We start from the raw sequence: 18,937 nt of genomic DNA, 5'->3' as shown, positions 1-18,937 counted from the left end.
CGGAGGCCCCGGCCGCCTCGGCGTCGCCGGCGGCGCCCGCCCGCCCGGCCCAGCCGGGTCAGTCGGGTCCCCGCCCGGGTCCGCGTCCCGGCCCGGCCCAGCCACAGCGCACCGCGCAGGGCGGCGGCCAGCAGGGCGGTGGTCAGCAGGGCGGTGGTCAGCAGGGCGGTGGCCAGCAGGGCGGCCAGCAGGGTGGCGAGCGGCAGGGCCCGCGTCCGGGCCCGCGTCCGGAGGCGCCGCGGCAGCAGCCTGCGGCTGCGTCGGGCGGCGCCGGCACGGTGCCCCCGCGCGCCCCGAAGCTCGGCCCGCGCCAGCCGCGTGTCGGCAACAACCCGTTCGGCGTCGGCTCCGGCGCCCGGCCGCGCCCCGCCGCGCCGCGTCCCGGCCCGCAGGGCCAGCAGGGTGGTCAGCAGGGCGGTGGCCAGCAGGGTGGTCAGCAGGGCGGCGCCCCGCGTCCCGGCCCCGGTGCCGGTGGCCCGCGGCCCCCGCAGCGGTCGGGTGAGCCCGGTCGCGGCGGCCCGCGCCCGAACCCGGGCAACATGCCCCCGCGTCCGAACCCCGGCATGATGCCCGCCCGCCCGGCGGGCGGCCGTCCCGCGCCCGGTGGGCGCGGCGGTCCCGGCGGCGGTCGTGGCGGTCCCGGTGGTCGTCCCGGCGGTCCGGGTGGTCGTCCCGGCGGCGGTGGCGGCGGTTTCCGTCCCGGCGGCGGCGGTGGTCCCGGCGGCGGCGGTGGCGGTGGCGGTGCTCCCGCGGGTGGCGGCTTCCGCGGTCGTCCCGGTGGCGGCGGCGGTCGTGGCCGCGGCGGCACGGCGGGTGCCTTCGGGCGTCCCGGCGGTCCGGCGCGCAAGGGCCGCAAGTCGAAGCGGCAGAAGCGCCAGGAGTTCGACTCGATGCAGGCCCCCTCGGTGGGCGGCGTCCGCCTGCCCAAGGGCCAGGGCGAGACGATCCGGCTGCCGCGCGGCGCGTCGCTGACGGACTTCGCGGACAAGATCGGCGCCAACCCGGCCTCGCTCGTCCAGGTGCTGTTCCACCTGGGCGAGATGGTCACGGCCACGGCGTCGGTCGCCGACGAGGTGCTCGAGCTCCTCGGCAACGAGATGAACTACAACGTCCAGGTCGTCAGCCCGGAGGAGGAGGACCGCGAGCTGCTCGACAGCTTCGACATCTCCTTCGGCGACGAGGGCGACGAGGAGGACTGGGTCGTCCGGCCGCCGGTCGTGACCATCATGGGTCACGTCGACCACGGTAAGACCCGGCTGCTGGACACGATCCGCAAGGCGAACGTCCGCGAGGGCGAGGCCGGCGGCATCACCCAGCACATCGGCGCCTACCAGGTGCAGACGGAGCTGGAGGGCGAGGAGCGCCCGATCACCTTCATCGACACCCCGGGTCACGAGGCGTTCACCGCCATGCGTGCCCGCGGGGCGAAGTCCACGGACATCGCGGTGATCGTGGTCGCGGCCGACGACGGCGTCATGCCGCAGACGGTCGAGGCGATCAACCACGCCCAGGCGGCCGACGTGCCGATCGTCGTCGCGGTCAACAAGATCGACGTCGAGGGCGCGAACCCGGCCAAGATCCGCCAGCAGCTGACCGAGTACAACCTGGTCGCGGAGGAGTACGGCGGCGACACGATGTTCGTCGACATCTCCGCGAAGCAGGGGACGAACATCGACCAGCTGCTCGAGGCGATCCTGCTCACCGCGGACGCCGCGCTCGACCTGCGGGCCAACCCGAACATGGAGGCCCAGGGCGTCACGATCGAGGGTCACCTCGACCGCGGCCGTGGTCCGGTGGCGACCGTGCTGGTCCAGCGCGGCACGCTGCGGGTCGGCGACTCGATCGTCGCGGGCGACGCCTCCGGGCGCGTCCGGCGGATGGTCGACGAGTACGGCGACGACGTCACCGAGGCGCTCCCGTCGCGTCCGGTGCAGGTCATCGGTCTGACCTCGGTCCCGGGTGCGGGCGACACGTTCCTCGTCGTGGACGAGGACCGGGTGGCCCGGCAGATCGCGGACCGGCGGCGGGCGCGCGAGCGCAACGCCGAGCTGGCCAGCCGCCGCAAGCGCGTGTCGCTTGAGGACCTCGACGCCGCGCTGAAGGAGACCAGCACCCTCAACCTGATCATCAAGGGTGACAACTCGGGTACCGTCGAGGCCCTCGAGGACGCCCTGATGAAGCTGGACGTGGGTGAGGACGTCGAGCTGCGGGTGATCCACCGTGGCGTCGGTGGCATCACCGAGGGCGACATCAACCTCGCCATCGCGGACAACGTCATCGTCATGGGCTTCAACGTCCGTGCCGAGGGCAAGGCCACGGAGCTGGCCAACCGCGAGGGCGTGGAGATCCGCTACTACTCGGTGATCTACCAGGCGATCGAGGAGATCGAGCAGGCCCTGAAGGGCATGCTCAAGCCGGAGTACGAGGAGGTCGAGCTCGGCCGCGCGGAGGTTCGCGAGGTCTTCAAGTCCTCCAAGTTCGGCACGATCGCCGGTTGCCTCGTGATGAGCGGGGAGATCCGCCGCAACGCCCGCGGGCGCCTGCTGCGGGACTCCGTGGTCATCGCGGACAACCTGCCGATCAGCTCGCTGCGCCGCTTCAAGGACGACGTGGTCGAGGTCCGCGAGGGCTTCGAGTGCGGTCTGACCCTGGGCAGCTACAGCGACATCAAGGTCGACGACGTGATCGAGACCTTCGAGATGCGGGAGAAGCCCCGGGCCTAGCGGCCCTGTCTGCCGGGGTCGGCCTGCGGTTGCGGGCCGACCCCGGCTTTCGGACCCGGTGGTCTTTCAAGCATGTACGTGGGAGCACTGGAGCTGGACGTCCTGCTCGGGGACGTCCACTCGCTCAAGCAGAAGCGCTCCGCCGTCCGGCCCGTGGTGGCCGAGCTGCGGCGGCGCTTCGCGGTGTCCGCCGCCGAGGCGGGTCACCTGGATCTGCACCGCCGTGCGCTGATCGGGGTGTCCTGTGTCGCCGCGGACCCCGGGCACGTCACCGAGGTGCTCGACTCCTGCGAGCGGCTCGTCGCCGCCCGCCCCGAGCTGGAACTGCTGTCCGCCCGGCACAGGATGCTGGGACCGGAGGATTGAACGGGGCGTGAGCGGCGACACCGGATGATCGGCCGTCGCCGCGCACGACCCGCAGGGAGGAGCGCGTCATGGTGGACCAGGCCCGCGCCCGCCGGCTGGCGAAGCGGATCTCGCAGATCGTGGCCGGGGCGCTGGAGCACGAGGTGAAGGACCCTCGCCTGGCGATGGTGACCATCACCGACACCCGGGTCACCGGTGACCTGCGCGAGGCCACCGTGTACTACACGGTGCTCGGCCGCACGGTCGACGAGGCGCCCGACACCATGGGGGCCGCCGCCGCGCTCGACAGCGCGAAGGGCGTGCTGCGCACGATGGTGGGCCGGCAGACCGGCATCCGGCACACACCGAGCCTGTCCTTCGTCGCCGACGAGGTCCCGGACGAGGCCCGCCGGATGGAGGAGCTGCTCGCCCGCACCCGCGCGTCGGACGAGGAGGTGGCCCGGCTGGCCGCCGGCGCCCGGCACGCCGGGGACGCCGACCCGTACCGTGCACCGCGCGAGCAGGACCCCTCCGAGGCCGGGGAGGAGTGAGCAGCCGGTGACCGCGCAGCCCCGCTTCGCGGCGTTGGGCCCGGACGACCGGGACGACGCCGACGCCGCGATCGACCGCGCGGTCGCCCGGGCGGTGGCCGAGGCCGCCGCCGCACTGCGGGACGCGGCGGAGGTCGTGGTCCTCGGGCACGTGTCGCCCGACGCCGACAGCCTCGGCAGCGCCCTCGCACTCGGCCTGGCGCTGCACCGGCGCGGGGTGTCCGTGCGGGTGTCCTTCGGCGTCCAGGGGGAGGACGAGCCCGCGCCCGAGTCGCTGCGCGCGCTCGATCCCGAGGGCCTGCTGGTGCCGGCCTCGGCCGTGCCGGAGGCGCCCGAGGTCGTGGTCGCGTGCGACACCGCCGACCAGCACCGGCTCGGCGTGCTCGCCGGCCGGGTGGACGCCGCCGGTTGCGCGATCCTCGTCGACCACCACGCGTCGAACCCCGGCTTCGGCACGATCCGGGTGCTCGATCCCCGGGCCGAGGCCACCGTGCTGCTCGTCCGGCGAATCCTCGCCGAGCTCGGCACCCCGCTCGACCCCGTGATCGGCCGGTGCCTCTACGCGGGGCTGGCCACGGACACCGTCGGCTTCCGCATCGGGGGGCCCGGTCCGCACCGGCTGGCCGCCGAGCTCGTCGAGGCCGGGGTGGAGGTCGAGCCGCTGATGCGCGAGCTCGTCGACTCGCACCCCTTCGCCTGGCTGGGCGCGCTGGGCGGCATCCTCGCCGGGGCCGAGCTGGAGCCCGGGGTGCCGGCCGGCCGCGGCACGGTGCACGCCACCGTGCCGCTCGACGTCGTCCGGCGCTTCCGGCCCGAGGAGGTCGAGAGCGTGGTCGACCACGTCCGCACCGCCGTCGAGGCCGAGGTGACCGTGGTGCTCAAGCAGGTCGCGGAGACCCGGTGGACCGTCTCGCTGCGCTCCCGGGGCGCGGTCGACGTCGCGGCGGTGGCCGTCGGGCTCGGCGGCGGCGGGCACCCGCGGGCCGCCGGCTTCACCCGCGACGGCACCCGGGACGAGGTCCTCGGCACGATCCGGGAGGCCCTGACCACCCGGGTACGTTCCGGACGAAGGTGATTCCTCACGTTCACCTCGTTCTCAGGGTCGGGTGCGTACCCTCGGGCCCGACGAGGAGGACGACTTGACCGCTGAGCCCGCCCTCCCCGCCCCGTCCACCCGCGTGGGTGGCGTGGCCGGGAGACTCCCGACCTGCCCTGCAGCATCCCCCGCAGCGCCGTTGACCAGCGGCGCACGGCGCGCCTTCCTGGCCGCGGCCGTGCGCAGCCCGGGCCAGATCGGCGCCGTGGCCCCGAGCTCGCCGAGGCTGGCCGACCTGCTGGCCTCGGTGGTCCCGACGCACGGCACCCCGACCGTCGTCGAGCTGGGGCCGGGCACGGGGTCCGTGTCCGCGGCGATCGCCGACCGGCTGCCCGCCGGCGCGCGGCACCTGGCCGTGGAGCTCGACCCGCGCCTCGCCGCCTACCTGCGGCGGACCCGCCCCGAACTGGAGGTGGTCGACGGCGACGCCGAGCACCTCACCGGCCTGCTCGCCACCCGCGCGGTCCCGGAGGTGGACGCGGTGGTCAGCGGGCTGCCCTGGTCGCTGTTCGGCGGGGCCACCCAGCGCCGCATCCTCGACCAGGTCGCCTCGGCGATCGGCCCGACCGGCGCCTTCGCGACCTTCGCCTACACCCACACCGCGCCGATGACCACGGCCCGGCGGTTCCGGCGACTGCTCTCCGAGGTGTTCGACGAGGTCGTGGTGAGCCGGACGGTCTGGCGCAACCTGCCCCCGGCCTACGCCTACGTCTGCCGCCGCCCCCGCCCCGCCTGATCCGCCGGTCCGGCCCCGCCCGCCTGATCCGCGCCGCCCCGCCTGATCCGCGCCGCCCGCCTGATCCGCGCCGCATCGGCACGGGAGCGCCGGGGACGGCGTGTGCGCTGTGAAACCATGAGTGCGTGAGTTCGTCCGATCACGAGGGGGTGCCCGCCCGGCAGGTCCTCCGGCTCGCGGCGCAGGCGTTGCCCGTGCTGGCCGCGGAGCCGCTGTACGTGCTGGTGGACACCGCCGTCGTCGGACGGCTGGGGGCGGTCCCGCTCGCCGGCCTCGCCGTCGCGGGCGTGCTGTTCGCGCAGGTCACCACCGCGCTCAACTTCCTGTCGTACGGCACCACCGCGCGCTCGGCGCGGCTTCACGGTGCGAACCGGCGGCCCGAGGCGGTCGTCGAGGGCGTGCAGGCCACGTGGGTGGCGCTCGCCGTCGGGCTGCTCGTGCTCGGGGTCGGCCAGCTGGTGGCGCGGCCGGTCGCGAACGCCCTGGGCGACGGCGGCGCGGTCGCCGACGCGGCCGTCGGCTGGTTGCGGATCGCGCTGTTCGGGGCGCCGCTCATCCTCGTCACGCTCGCCGGGAACGGCTGGATGCGCGGCGTGCAGGACACCGCGCGCCCGCTGCGCTACGTCCTGGCCGGCAACGGCCTGTCCGCCGTGCTCTGTCCGGTGCTGGTGCACGGGCTGGGGTGGGGTCTGGAGGGCTCGGCCGTGGCGAACGTGGCGGCGCAGGTCGTCGTCGCCGGGCTGTTCCTGGCCGCGCTGGCCCGGGAGAAGCGGGCGCACCCGGAGGTGTCGCTGCGGCCGCGGCCGGCGCTGATCCGCGCGCAGCTGTCCATGGGCCGCGACCTGATCCTGCGCACCGCCGGGTTCCAGGTCTGCTTCCTCTCGGCCACGGCGGTGGCGGCACGGTTCGGGGCGTCCTCCGTGGCCGCACACCAGGTGGTGCTGCAGCTGTGGAACTTCCAGGCCCTCGTGCTCGACGCCGTCGCCATCGCCGCGCAGGCCCTGGTCGGGGCGGCGCTGGGCGGCGGTGGGGCCGAACGCGCGAAGAGCGTGGCGGCGCAGGTGATCCGGTACGGGCTCGTCCTCGGCGTCGGGTTCGCGCTCCTCTTCGCGGCCCTCTACCCGGTGCTGCCGGGCGTGTTCACCGGAGATCGCGCCACTCTGGACACGATCCCGCAGGCCTGGTGGTTCTTCGTGGCCCTGCAGCCCGTGGCCGGTGTGGTGTTCGCGATCGACGGCGTGCTGCTCGGGGCCGGCGACGCCGCGTTCCTGCGCACCACGACGCTGCTCGCGGCCGTCGGCGGTTTCCTCCCGCTGATCTGGATCTCGCTCGTGGCCGGGTGGGGGCTGATCGGGATCTGGACCGGGCTGTCGCTGTTCATGCTGATCAGGTTCGTGGCGGTGGGCCTGCGGACGCGGTCGGGACGCTGGGCGGTGCCGGGTGCGGTGCTGGGTCCGGAGTCGAGCCGGCAGGCAGGCTGACCCGGAAGAGCGTGCCCGGCTCGCGCGGGACCACCTCGACCGTGCCGCCGAGCCGGCGCACGATCCGCGCGACGAGCGCCAGCCCGATCCCGCGGGGCCGGTCCGGGCGCACCTGTTTCGTGGAGAAGCCGTGCTCGAAGACGTCGTCCGCCGCCTCGGGCGGGATGCCCGGCCCGGAGTCGGCGACCTCCAGCACCCCGTCGGCGAGGTGCACCTCCACCCGCGGGTCGGCCGAGCCCTCCGCGGCGTCGAGGGCGTTGTCGACCAGGTTGCCGACGAGCGAGACGAGGTCGTCCGGGGCGAGCGGGAGCGGGTCCTCGGTCTCGTCCCGCACCGCGAAGGCGATCCCGCGCTCGCTCGCGGTCCAGGCCTTGTCGGTGAGCAGGGCGGCCAGCACCGGGTCGTGCACCGTGTCGAGCACCGGCCCGCGCGCCCGGTCGACGGCGGCGGTGCCGGCCCGCAGCGCGTCGTCCGTGTCGCCGAGCTGCACGAGGGTGAGCACGGTCTGCATCCGGTTGGCGAACTCGTGGGCCTGACCGGCGAGCGCGCGGGCCCGGTCCCGCGCGGCGTCGCGCTCGCGGAGCACCCCGGCCAGCTCGGTGCGGTCCCGCAGGGTGACCACGCGGGTGCCGTCGCCCGCCCGGGGTCCGGCCGCGGTGCGGGAGAGCAGCAGGACGCGCTCGCCGGCCAGCGTGAGGGTGTCGCGCACGTCCTCCACACCGCCCGTGGCCAGCCGGGTGACCGCCCGCAGCGCGGGGTCCACACCCAGCTCGACCAGTCGCCGTCCCTCCACCGGTTCGTCGGGGGAGAAGCCGAGCAGGCGGCGTGCCTCGGCGTTCAGCACGACGACCCGGCCGTCCCGGTCCAGCACCATCAGGCCCTCGCGGACGGCCCGCAGGACGGCGTCGTGGTGGGTGTAGGCAGCGGCGATCTCCTCGGGCTCCAGGCCGAGCGTCTGCCGGCGCACACGGCGGGCCAGCAGCCAGGCGAGGAAGGCGCCCAGCGCCACCGCGGCCGCGGCGACGGCGAGGATCCAGGGCAGCTCGCGCGCCACCAGCGCGCTGATCCGGGTCTCCAGCACGCCCACGGACACCAGCCCGACGATCTGACCCCGGTCCGTCACCGGCACCACCGTGCGCACCGACGGTCCGAGGGTGCCGGGATAGTGCTCCGTGTAGGCGTGCCCGGCGCGGGCCTCGGCGATGGACCCGACGTACACCCCGCCGATCCGGTCCGGCTCGGCGTGGGTGTACCGCACGCCGTCGGGCGTCATGATCACGACGAAGGCGGTGCCGGTCGCGACCCGCACCCGCTCGGCGACGGGCTGCAGGGTCCGGGAGACGACGAGCGGGTCGCCGCCCGCCCGCACCGCCGCCACGACCCCGGGGTCCCCGGCCACGGACTGCGCGGTCGCCAGGGTGAGCCGCCCGGCCGCCGCGGACTCGAGCTCGCGGGCCCCGAACACCCCCAACGCCGCGACCCCGCCGACGGTCACCAGCACCGTGACGAGCTGCAGCAGGAGCAGCCGGCCGACGAGGCGGGAACCGCGGCGGGGTCGGGGGGACACGCCGGTGATTGTGCTACCGGACGGACTCGTGGGTCTCGCCGTCGCGCTCGGCCGCACGCTCCGCGGGCGACAGGGTCTTCCCGGTGCTGGTGACCCGGCCCGTGCGCTCGCCGGCGACCTCGTAGGCGCTCCCGGAGCCGGCACCGGCCCCCACGGCGGCGGGCTCCTTCGACAGCTCGTCCGTGTCGGTCTCCTCCTGGGCGCGCGAGCCGTGCTCGAGCTCCATGGCCTCGTCGACCAGCGACGGGTCGTCGAGCACCGCCTTGAGCCGCTCGCGGTCGAGCTCGCCGTTCCACCGGGCGATGACCAGGGTGGCCACGACGTTGCCGATGCAGTTGGTCAGCGCCCGGCCCTCGCTCATCACGCGGTCGATGCCGATGATCAGCGCGATGCCGACGGCGATCGCCTCGGCGGAGAAGAACTGGCCGCCGAAGGCCTGCAGGGACGCGGCCAGGGTGACCAGGCCGGCGCCGGTGATGCCCGCGGCGCCCTTCGACGTCAGCACCATCAGCAGGGCGAGGCCGATCTGCACGCCGATCGGCAGGGACTCGTTGCCCGCCTGGATGATGAACAGCGCGCCCAGGGTCAGGTAGATGCAGGTGCCGTCGAGGTTGAACGAGTAGCCGGTCGGGATGACCAGGCCGACGGTCTGCTTCGACGCGCCCGCCGCCTCCAGCTTGGTGAGCAGGCGCGGCAGCACGGACTCGGACGACGAGGTGCCGACGATGATCAGCAGCTCGTCCTTGATCAACCGGATGACCTTGAAGATGTTGAACCCGGCCCACCAGGACACGAGCCCGAGCACCGCGACGATGAAGAACGCGCAGGTGCCCCAGAAGACGCCCATCAGCTTGACGAGGTTGGTCAGCGACGAGGCGCCGAACTGCGCGACCGTGTAGGCCATGCCGCCGAACGCGGCGACCGGCGCGGCCCACATGATCAGCTTGATGATGCCGAAGATGACCTTCGAGATCGTCTCGATCGAGCCGACGACCCGCTTGCGCAGCGGCGGCGCCAGCAGCGACACCGAGCAGGCGGTGAGGATCGCCAGCACGAGGACACGGAGGACCTCGTTCTCCACGAACGGGCCGAGGAAGCTCGTCGGGAGCAGGTCGTTGAGGATGAAGCCGGTGAACCCGGCGTCCTGGGCGCCCTGGTCGACCTGCTTGGCGGCCGACGCCAGCGCGCTCTCGGACGGCGTGCCGCTGAAGCCCGCGCCCGGTGCGAAGACGTTGGCCGCGAGCAGGCCGATGGTCAGCGCGACGACCGTCGCGACCAGGAAGTAGAACAGCGCCTTGAGTGCCAGCCCGCCGGCGCGGGCCAGGTTGCCGATCGAGGCGATGCCCACCACGACGGTGCAGAAGATGACCGGGGCCACGATCACCTTGATCATCTGGATGAAGCCGTCGGCCAGCCACTTCGCGCCCTTGGCGCTGTCGGGCGCGACGAGCCCGAACACCACGCCGAGGACGATGCCGACGATGACCCAGAACCAGAGCTGGGTGTAGAGGCGCTTGCGGGGTGCCGCTTCGGTTGCTGTCACGTGTCGTCCTCCTCGACGTCCGGTGCCTGGAGCACGCTAGGAACGTGACTGGCGCCATGTCAGGGCGTGCGCGTCCATAATTGGGGGGACCTTGAGGTTCCGCAGGACGGGGCGAACCGGGTGAGAGCACTTCTGGTCGAGGACGACACCGTCCTCGGTGGCGCGATGGCGAGGGCGCTCGGCGCCGCGGGCTTCCGGGTGCGGCACGTGACCAGCGGGGCCGAGGCGCTCGCGGCCGTGCGCGAGTCCGAACCGGACGTCGTGCTCCTCGACATGGGGCTGCCGGACCGGGACGGGATCGGGGTGTGCCGCGGCATCCGGGAGGTCTCGCGGGTGCCGATCCTGGCGGTCACCGGGCGCGGTGCGGTGGAGGCGCGGGTCAGCGGGCTGCGCAACGGGGCGGACGACTACATCGTCAAGCCGTTCCTCGTCGAGGAGCTGCTCGCCCGGATCGACGCCGTGCTCCGGCGCACCCGCGGGCTCGGGGTCGCGCCGGCCGTCGTCGCCGGGGACGTCGAGATCGACCTCGCCCGTCGTGCCGTCACCGTCGCGGGCGCCGAGGTCGGGTTGGCGCGCAAGGAGTTCGACCTGCTCGCGGCGCTCGCGCGCCGGGAGGGCGCCGTCGTCGCGCGGGACGAGCTGCTCGACGAGGTGTGGGGGACCAGCGACCCCTCCGCACGGCGCACGCTGGAGGCGCACGTCGCGCTGGTGCGGTCGAAGCTGGGCCGGCCCGAGGTGATCGTGACGGCACGCGGCGTCGGGTACCGGCTCGGCAGGTAGGGTCGCCGGTCGTGCCCAGGGCCGACTCCACCCGCTCCGTCCCCGCACCCGGTCTCGTGATCGTCGACAAGCCCGGCGGGCTCACGTCGCACGACGTGGTCGCCCGGCTGCGGCGCATCCTGCGCACTCGGAAGGTCGGTCACGCCGGCACGCTCGACCCGATGGCCACCGGCGTGCTGGTGTGCGGCGTCGAGCGGGGCACGAAGCTGCTCGGGCACCTGGCCCTCGACACCAAGGCGTACACCGCGACGATCCGGCTCGGCGCCTCGACGACGACGGACGACGCCGAGGGCGAGATCGTCACGGCGGCCGACGCGTCCGGTGTGGACGACGCGGCGGTCGCGGCGGGCATGGCGGCGCTGACGGGGGAGATCCTGCAGGTCCCGTCGTCGGTCAGCGCGATCAAGATCGACGGGAAGCGGGCCTACGCCCGGGTCCGCGCGGGGGAGACCGTGGAGATCCCGGCCCGGCCGGTGACCGTCGCGGAGTTCGGACTGCTCGAGCGCCGTGGTGCGGACCTCGACGTGACGGTGTCGTGCTCGTCGGGCACCTACGTGCGGGCGCTGGCCCGGGACCTGGGCGCCGCGCTGGGCGTCGGCGCGCACCTCACGGCGCTGCGGCGCACCCGGGTCGGTCCGTTCGACCTGACCCACGCGCGCACGCTGGAGGAGCTGGAGGCCGCGCCCGGGCTGTCGCTCGACCTCGCCGGTGCGGTGGCGACCGCGTTCCCACGCCGGGACGTCGACGCCGGCGGCGCCACGGACGTCTCGCACGGCAAGCGGCTGCCCGCCGCAGGCCTGACCGGCACCTACGGCGTCTTCGCGCCGGATGGCCGGGTGCTCGCCCTGATGGCCGACTCCGGGGGAGCGGCGAAACCGCTCGTGGTGCTCGCCCCGGCGGGGTCGTGAGCAGGCGGGTTCCGTAGGGTGGCGATCGTGGAGCGGTGGCGTGGACTCGAGGCCGTGCCGTCGGGGTGGGGCCGCAGCGTCGTGACCATCGGGGTCTTCGACGGCGTGCACCGCGGGCACCGGCAGCTGATCGAGCGGGCGGTCGCCCGGGGCCGGGAGCGCGGCCTGCGCAGCGTCGTCGTCACCTTCGACCCGCACCCCGCCGAGCTGGTCCGCCCGGGCTCGCACCCGGCCGCGCTGACCACCCTCGAGCGCCGCGCCGACCTGGTCGAGGAGGCGGGGGCGGACGCGTTCTGCGTCATCCCGTTCACCAACGAGCTGGCGCACATGAAGCCCGCGGAGTTCGCGCACGAGGTGCTGGTCGACACCCTGCACGCCGCGGTCGTGGTGGTGGGCACCAACTTCACCTTCGGGTACAAGGCCGCCGGCGACATCCGCACCCTGCGCGAGCTGGGCGTCCGGTTCGGCTTCCAGGTCGAGGCCCTCGACCTGATCACGGACGACGGGGTCACCTTCTCCTCCACCTACATCCGCTCGTGCATCGACGCGGGCGACATGGAGGCCGCCGCCGCCGCGCTCGGCCGGCTGCACCGGGTCGACGGCGTGGTGGTGCACGGCGACAAGCGCGGCCGCGAGCTGGGCTTCCCGACCGCCAACGTCGCCTGCGCCGTCCACACCGCCCTGCCCGCCGACGGCGTGTACGCGGGCTGGTTCCTGCTGGGCGAGCGCCGGCTGCCCGCGGCGATCTCCGTCGGCTCCAACCCGACCTTCTCCGGCAAGGTCCGCACCGTCGAGGCCTACGTGCTCGACGTCAACGAGGACTTCTACGGCCACGAGGTCGGCATCGAGTTCGCGCACCGGCTGCGCGGGCAGGAGCGGTTCGACGGGATCGACCCGCTCATCGAGCAGATGAACGCCGACGTGGAGCGGACGCGGGAGCTGCTGGGGGCGTGAGGGGCTTCGGGCTCGCGGCGGGGGCCCGCGGGCTCGGGCAGCGGGTCGGCTGACACCCGGGCAGCGGGTCGGCTGACACCTCTCGGGTCGGTCGGGGGGTCGGCCGGCCCCTTCCCGGAGCGGCTCAGCCCGGTGGTGGTCTGCGCACAAGTCGTCGGGCGGCACACCCGATGGCGGGCTACGCACCCGTGGTCGGGGTGGCACACCCGGTGGTGGGCGGCACACCCGGTGGTGGGCGGCACACCCGGTGGTGGGCGGCACACCCGTGGTGGCTGGCTCCCACATCCGGAAGGTCGGTCCCACACCCCGTCGACCGGTTGTGCAGCGCTTCGTCGGGTGTGCCGGCTGCTCGGAACGCGGGGGTCGGGGCAGTGTCCCGCGGACATCTCCCGTGCTCGCATTCCGCTGCTCGCATCCCACTGACATCTACCGTGCCTCTGCATCAGCGTGCGCGGTCGGGCGGGCTCGTCGGCACTCCCGCGAGCACCCGGCCGCGGGCTCGCACACCCATCCACCCCGTGACACACCCGGTCGACGGCGTGTACGGCGACTTCCATGGTGTGCCGCGCCGGTCGGGCGGGTGTGGAGCGACCGATCGGGTGTGGCAGGTCGGGTGGGCGCGGTTCCCGGTGCCGACTTCTCCCGTTCCGCCCCGGGAAGGGGCGTCCACCTGCCAGCATCCGGGTGTGGAGATCGAGAGGCTCGCCGCCAACCGGGAGCGACAGCGGGCGCTCTACGGGACCCCGCTCGCCGAGCGGGTGCACCGGATGCTGCGGGTCCTGGGGACCACGCAGGGCGCTCTCGCCGCGACGCTCGGGATGAGCCCGGCGATGCTGTCGCAACTGGTCAGCGCCAAGCGCGTGAAGATCGGCGACCCGGCCGTCCTCGCCCGGCTGCTCCTGCTCGACGGGCGGTGCGCGGCCGGGCCGGTCGCCCCGGAGGACGTTCCCGCCCTGCTCGACGAGGTGCGCACCGCGTCCCCGGAATGGGCCGCACTGCTCGCCCGGCCGGTCGAGGCGAGCCACGACACGTCCACCACACCCGTGCGCCCGCCATCCCGACGGCACCCGTCCACGACCCGTGCCCCGATCCCCGCCGTCCACCCCGCCGTCCACCCCGCCGTCCACCCCGGCGGCGACGCCGGCACGGAGCCGCGGCCCGTCCGGCCGGCCCCGCGCCCCGATCCCCGACGCGATCCCGCCCTGCTCGCGGCCGAGGCGCTGCGCCGGGTGGCCGGGCCCGCACAGCTGGTCGCCGCGGCGGCGACCCTCGCCGCGACCTTCCCGGAGCTCGCCGCGCTGCTGCGCCGCGCCGCCGCCGCCCGCTGAGCGGGTACGATCGTCGTCGACGCCCGGCGGAACCCCCACCCGGCACTCCCGCCACGCCGTCCCCACCCGTCCTGACCGGCGACGATCGCCGGGTACCCGGAGGCGGGACCGGCCGCGCTGGTAGCCTCTGCGATGGGTCCGGCTGCAGTCCGTGGCGGCCGCGACCAGCTTCCCGCCCCGACGCGGTCGCCCACCACGGCGAGCGCGTGGCCCGGGCGCGGGCCCCACGGACGTCACCACACGAAGGAGCACCACCGCAGTGGCACTCACCGCCGCAGAGAAGAAGACGATCCTCGACGAGTACGGCGTCCACGAGGGCGACACCGGCTCGCCGGAGGCGCAGGTCGCGCTGCTCACCAAGCGCATCAGCGACCTGACGGAGCACCTCAAGCAGCACAAGCACGACCACCACTCGCGCCGCGGCCTGCTCCTCATGGTCGGCCGCCGCCGCCGCCTGCTGAAGTACCTGGCGTCGGTCGACGTGCAGCGCTACCGCTCGCTGATCGAGCGGCTGGGTCTGCGCCGCTGAGCCGCTCCGGGGCCGGGCCGGCGTGAGCTGCCCCGGTGCCCGGGTGCAGAACTGAACACGACACCGCCACCGCGCCCCAGATCCGCCGGTCCTCGGTAGTGGCCCCCGGAAGGACGAGACGTCCGGGAGCTTCGATCGAAGACCGGCTCCGCGGAGGATCCCGGCGGGGTGGCGCTCTCAGAAGGAGAGACACCACTTCATGACCGACCCCAACGTCACGGTCGACGACGGCGTGCACGAGAGCACCGCCGTCCTCGACAACGGCTCGTTCGGCACCCGGACGGTCCGTTTCGAGACCGGTCGGCTGGCCCGCCAGGCCGCCGGCTCCGTCGTCGCGTATTTGGACGACGAGACCATGCTGCTGTCCGCCACCACGGCGTCGAAGCAGCCCAAGGAGCACTTCGACTTCTTCCCGCTCACGGTGGACGTCGAGGAGCGCATGTACGCCGCGGGCCGCATCCCCGGCTCGTTCTTCCGCCGTGAGGGCCGCCCCGGCACGGACGCGATCCTCACCTGCCGGCTCATCGACCGGCCGCTGCGCCCGTCGTTCGTCGACGGCCTGCGCAACGAGATCCAGATCGTCGTCACGGTGATGTCGCTGCACCCGCAGGACCCGTACGACGTCGTGGCGATCAACGCCGCGTCCGCCTCGACCCAGCTCGCCGGCCTGCCCTTCTCGGGCCCGATCGGCGGCGTGCGCGTCGCGCTGATCGACGGCCGGTGGGTGGCCTTCCCGACCTGGGACCAGCTCGAGCGCGCGGTGTTCGACATGGTCGTCGCGGGCCGCATCGTGGGCGACGACGTCGCGATCATGATGGTCGAGGCCGAGGCCACCGAGAAGACGATCGAGCTGGTCGGCGGCGGCGAGTCCGCGCCGACCGAGGAGGTCGTCGCGGCGGGTCTGGAGGCGGCCAAGCCGTTCATCCGCACCCTGTGCGTGGCCCAGCAGCAGCTGGCCGACGCCGCCGCGAAGCCCACGGGCGACTACCCGACGTACCCGGCCTACCAGGCCGACGCGTACGAGGCCGTCGAGCAGGCCGCCTCCGCGAAGCTCGCCGAGGCGCTGACCATCGCGGGCAAGCAGGAGCGCGAGTCCGCCACCGACGCGGTCAAGCTCGAGGTGCTCGAGTCCCTCGGCGGGCAGTTCGAGGGCCGCGAGAAGGAGCTGGGCGCCGCGTTCCGGTCGCTCAACAAGAAGCTGGTCCGCCAGCGGATCCTGCGCGACAAGGTCCGCATCGACGGCCGCGGGCTCACCGACATCCGGCCGCTCTCGGCCGAGGTCGAGGTCGTCCCGCGGGCGCACGGCTCGGCGCTGTTCGAGCGCGGCGAGACCCAGATCCTGGGCGTCACCACGCTCAACATGCTCCGCATGGAGCAGCAGATCGACTCGCTCGGCCCGGAGACGGCCAAGCGGTACCTGCACCACTACAACTTCCCGCCGTACTCGACCGGTGAGACCGGCCGGGTGGGCTCGCCGAAGCGCCGCGAGATCGGCCACGGCGCGCTGGCGGAGCGGGCGCTCGTCCCGGTCCTGCCCACGCGCGAGGAGTTCCCGTACGCGATCCGCCAGGTGTCCGAGGCGCTCGGCTCCAACGGCTCGACGTCGATGGGCTCGGTCTGTGCCTCCACGATGTCGCTGCTCAACGCCGGTGTGCCGCTGAAGGCGCCGGTCGCGGGCATCGCCATGGGCCTGGTGTCGGACGAGGTCGACGGGAAGATGTCCTACGTCGCCCTGACCGACATCCTGGGCGCCGAGGACGCGTTCGGCGACATGGACTTCAAGGTCGCCGGCACGGCCGAGTTCGTCACCGCGCTGCAGCTGGACACCAAGCTGGACGGCATCCCGTCCGAGGTCCTCGCGGCCGCGCTGAACCAGGCCAAGGACGCCCGCCTGACCATCCTCGAGGTGCTCGGCGAGGCGATCGACGGGCCGGACGAGATGAGCACCTACGCGCCGCGGGTCACCGCGATCAAGGTGCCCGTCGACAAGATCGGCGAGGTCATCGGCCCGAAGGGCAAGATGATCAACTCGATCACGGAGAAGACCGGCGCGGACATCTCCATCGAGGACGACGGCACGATCTACGTCGGTGCCGCCGACGGCCCCTCCGCGGAGGAGGCGATCGGCATGATCAACGCCATCGCCAACCCGCAGCTGCCGAAGATCGGCGAGCGGTTCCTGGGCACGGTCGTCAAGACCGCCGCCTTCGGCGCCTTCGTCTCGCTGGTCCCCGGCAAGGACGGCCTGGTCCACATCTCGAAGCTCGGCAACGGGAAGCGGATCGGCAAGGTCGAGGACGTCGTCAAGGTCGGCGACAAGATCCGCGTCGAGGTCACCGACATCGACAACCGCGGCAAGATCAGCCTCGTGCCGGTGCAGGAGGAGGCCGCGGGCGGGTCGGACGAGACCGCCCCGGCCGACGCGCCGGCGGAGGACACGGCCGAGCCGGCCGAGGTCTCCAGCTGAGCACTCGCGCAGCGGACGAACGGCACTCCCGTGCGGCGCACGGGAGTGCCGTTCGTGCCTCTCCGGACGGTGTCTCGCGCACCACGCTCCCGGGTGGGGTGCGCGTGCTCACCGAGCAGGTGCCCGGCGTGCGGTCCGTGGCGCTGGGCATCTGGATCGCCATCGGCTCCCGGGACGAGCGTCCGGAGCAGGCCGGCGCCGCACACTACCTCGAGCACCTGCTGTTCAAGGGCACCGGGCGGCGCACCGCGCAGGGCATCGCCGAGGAGATGGACGCGGTCGGCGGTGAGCTGAACGCGTTCACCGCCAAGGAGCACACCTGCTACTACGCGCACGTCCTCGACGAGGACCTGCCGCTGGCGCTCGACGTCCTCGCGGACGTCGTGACCAACGCCGAGCTCGCCCACACGGACGTCGAGCTGGAGCGCGGGGTCGTCCTCGAGGAGATCGCCATGCGCGACGACGACCCCGAGGACCTGCTCGGCGAGCTCTTCGACGAGACGATCTTCGCGGCGCACCCGCTCGGCCGGCCCGTGATCGGTTCCGAGGAGTCGATCCGCGGGATGAGCCGGGAGACGCTGCACGACTTCTGGCGCGGCGAGTACACGACGCCCCGCATGGTCGTCGCGGCCGCGGGCAACCTCGACCACGGGCACGTCGCCGACCTGGCGGCCAAGGCGCTGGGGGACGGCCCGGAGGTCGCCCCGGTCGGCCCGCGCCCGGCCGGGCGCGGTCGCCTGCCCGCCCGCAGGGCACTCGCGCTGCGGACGGACGACTCCGAGCAGGCGCACCTGATGCTCGGCGTGCCCGGGCTCGACCGGCACGACGAGCGGCGCCCCGTGCTCGCGGTGCTCAACGCCGCGCTCGGCGGTGGCCTGTCCTCGCGGCTGTTCCAGCAGGTCCGCGAGCAGCGGGGACTGGCCTACCAGGTGTACTCCGCGCAGACCTGCTACGCCGACGCCGGCACCTTCTCCGTCTACGCCGGGTGTGCGCCCGAGCGGCTCGGCGAGGTCGTCGCGGTCGTCCGGGACGTGCTGGCCGGCGTCGCGGCCGAGGGCCTCACGGATGTCGAGGTGGTGCGGGCGAAGGGTTCGCTGCGCGGCGGCACGGTGCTGGGGCTCGAGGACCCCTCCTCGCGGATGAACCGGCTCGGCCGCTCCGAGCTCGACCACGGGCGGCAGCGCAGCATCTCGGAGAGCCTCGCGCGGATCGACGCCGTCACTCCGGCCCAGGTCGCCGGGCTCGCCGCCGAGCTGCTCGCGCAGGAGCTCACCGCCGCCGTCGTCGGCCCCTACGACGCGGTCGACGACCTCCCCGCCGCCCTGCACGACCTGGCCTGAGACCCGCGAGTCGGCACTTCCGGGCATCCGAGCCGCACCCCCGGTAGCCCGGGACGTGCGACCCGTTGACCCGGGACCTCCGACGCATGGTGATCTCGGTAGGGTCGGCGCCGTGGTGACGGCGCTGGTCGCGGGACTGCTGATCCTGGTCGGCCTGGTGGGGATCGTCGTCCAGGTGCTGCCCGGGCTGATCGTGGTGCTGGCGGGCGTGGCGGTGTGGGCCGTCCCGCGCGGCGACGCCCTCGGCTGGTGGGTCCTCGGGATCGCCGGCGGGCTGCTGGTGCTCGGCTCGCTGGCGAAGTTCCTGGTGCCCGGCAAGCGGCTGCGGGACGCGGGCGTCCCCGGCCGCAGCCTGCTCGCGGGCGGTGCGCTGGGGGTCGTCGGCTTCTTCGTGATCCCGGTCGTCGGGCTGTTCGTCGGGTTCGTGCTCGGCGTCTACCTCGCCGAGCTGGCCCGCCTGCGCAGCTCCGGCAGGGCCTGGCCCTCGACGCGGCACGCGCTCTCGGCCGTCGGCTGGAGCATCCTCATCGAGCTGGCCGCGGGCCTGCTCATGGTCGCCGCCTGGATCACCGGCCTCGTCCTGGCCTGA

General features: G+C 74.1%; 16 protein-coding genes. 14 read left to right on the top strand and 2 right to left on the bottom strand.

Annotation, left to right across the window (positions count from 1 at the left end):
* The 6 genes from infB to ABD990_RS32295 form a co-directional block, all read left to right on the top strand.
* Positions 1–2,723 (top strand): translation initiation factor IF-2 (gene infB, locus ABD990_RS32320; protein WP_345384602.1); only part of this gene is annotated, 2,723 nt, incomplete at its 5' end.
* Between the two features lie 72 nt (positions 2,724–2,795).
* Positions 2,796–3,089, top strand: coding sequence for a DUF503 domain-containing protein (locus ABD990_RS32315; protein WP_345384601.1), 294 nt, complete (start codon positions 2,796–2,798; stop codon positions 3,087–3,089).
* A 68-nt stretch (positions 3,090–3,157) separates the two neighbouring features.
* Entirely contained in the window at positions 3,158–3,619 is a 462-nt protein-coding gene (gene rbfA / locus ABD990_RS32310) for a 30S ribosome-binding factor RbfA (RefSeq protein WP_345384600.1), read from the top strand.
* Positions 3,620–3,689: 70 nt separating this feature from the next.
* Entirely contained in the window at positions 3,690–4,694 is a 1,005-nt protein-coding gene (locus tag ABD990_RS32305; RefSeq protein ID WP_345384605.1) for a DHH family phosphoesterase, read from the top strand.
* 199 nt (positions 4,695–4,893) lie between these two features.
* Entirely contained in the window at positions 4,894–5,451 is a 558-nt protein-coding gene (locus tag ABD990_RS32300) for a class I SAM-dependent methyltransferase (protein ID WP_345384604.1), read from the top strand.
* Between the two features lie 125 nt (positions 5,452–5,576).
* Positions 5,577–6,932: an MATE family efflux transporter gene (locus ABD990_RS32295; protein ID WP_345384599.1), complete on the top strand. Its 1,356-nt coding sequence runs from the start codon at positions 5,577–5,579 to the stop codon at positions 6,930–6,932.
* Here ABD990_RS32295 and ABD990_RS32290 read toward each other — a convergent pair.
* The gene (locus ABD990_RS32290; protein WP_345384598.1) at positions 6,838–8,499 is read right to left on the bottom strand and encodes a sensor histidine kinase; all 1,662 of its coding nucleotides are present in this window, start codon (positions 8,497–8,499) and stop codon (positions 6,838–6,840) included. The two genes, ABD990_RS32295 and ABD990_RS32290, sit on opposite strands and share 95 nt — an antisense overlap.
* Positions 8,500–8,512: 13 nt before the next feature.
* Positions 8,513–10,042 carry a cation:dicarboxylate symporter family transporter gene (locus tag ABD990_RS32285; protein ID WP_345384597.1) on the bottom strand — a complete coding sequence of 510 codons (1,530 nt, stop codon included), beginning with the start codon at positions 10,040–10,042 and terminating at the stop codon, positions 8,513–8,515.
* A gap of 120 nt (positions 10,043–10,162) precedes the next feature.
* On the opposite strand from ABD990_RS32285, the gene ABD990_RS32280 reads away from it, so the two are divergent.
* From ABD990_RS32280 to ABD990_RS32245, 8 genes are all read left to right on the top strand, one after another.
* On the top strand, positions 10,163–10,822 hold the full coding sequence (locus ABD990_RS32280) for a response regulator transcription factor (protein WP_345384596.1): 660 nt from the start codon (positions 10,163–10,165) through the stop codon (positions 10,820–10,822).
* Positions 10,823–10,833: 11 nt separating this feature from the next.
* Positions 10,834–11,730: a tRNA pseudouridine(55) synthase TruB gene (gene truB / locus ABD990_RS32275; protein ID WP_345384595.1), complete on the top strand. Its 897-nt coding sequence runs from the start codon at positions 10,834–10,836 to the stop codon at positions 11,728–11,730.
* A 27-nt stretch (positions 11,731–11,757) separates the two neighbouring features.
* Positions 11,758–12,684 (top strand): bifunctional riboflavin kinase/FAD synthetase, encoded by a 927-nt coding sequence (locus ABD990_RS32270; RefSeq protein WP_345384594.1) that lies wholly within the window; start codon positions 11,758–11,760, stop codon positions 12,682–12,684.
* 686 nt (positions 12,685–13,370) lie between these two features.
* Positions 13,371–14,012, top strand: coding sequence for a hypothetical protein (locus ABD990_RS32265; protein WP_345384593.1), 642 nt, complete (start codon positions 13,371–13,373; stop codon positions 14,010–14,012).
* 259 nt (positions 14,013–14,271) lie between these two features.
* Entirely contained in the window at positions 14,272–14,541 is a 270-nt protein-coding gene (rpsO, locus tag ABD990_RS32260; RefSeq protein WP_345384592.1) for a 30S ribosomal protein S15, read from the top strand.
* A 199-nt stretch (positions 14,542–14,740) separates the two neighbouring features.
* On the top strand, positions 14,741–17,008 hold the full coding sequence (locus tag ABD990_RS32255) for a polyribonucleotide nucleotidyltransferase (protein ID WP_345384591.1): 2,268 nt from the start codon (positions 14,741–14,743) through the stop codon (positions 17,006–17,008).
* Positions 17,009–17,106: 98 nt separating this feature from the next.
* Positions 17,107–18,348 (top strand): M16 family metallopeptidase, encoded by a 1,242-nt coding sequence (locus ABD990_RS32250; protein ID WP_345384590.1) that lies wholly within the window; start codon positions 17,107–17,109, stop codon positions 18,346–18,348.
* A 112-nt stretch (positions 18,349–18,460) separates the two neighbouring features.
* Positions 18,461–18,937: a DUF456 domain-containing protein gene (locus tag ABD990_RS32245; RefSeq protein WP_345384589.1), complete on the top strand. Its 477-nt coding sequence runs from the start codon at positions 18,461–18,463 to the stop codon at positions 18,935–18,937.

Origin of the sequence: Pseudonocardia yuanmonensis (assembly GCF_039542425.1) — a bacterium.
GTDB classification, from domain to species: Bacteria; Actinomycetota; Actinomycetes; order Mycobacteriales; family Pseudonocardiaceae; genus Pseudonocardia; species Pseudonocardia yuanmonensis.
This window is presented reverse-complemented; position numbering and strand designations above follow the sequence as displayed.

What these genes read in the sequence shown, in the direction of transcription:
- ABD990_RS32255 (WP_345384591.1), top strand. Translation starts at nt 14,741, where the DNA reads ATGACCGACCCCAACGTCACGGTCGACGACGGCGTGCACGAGAGCACC.
- ABD990_RS32315 (WP_345384601.1), top strand. Translation starts at nt 2,796, where the DNA reads ATGTACGTGGGAGCACTGGAGCTGGACGTCCTGCTCGGGGACGTCCAC.
- rbfA (WP_345384600.1), top strand. Translation starts at nt 3,158, where the DNA reads ATGGTGGACCAGGCCCGCGCCCGCCGGCTGGCGAAGCGGATCTCGCAG.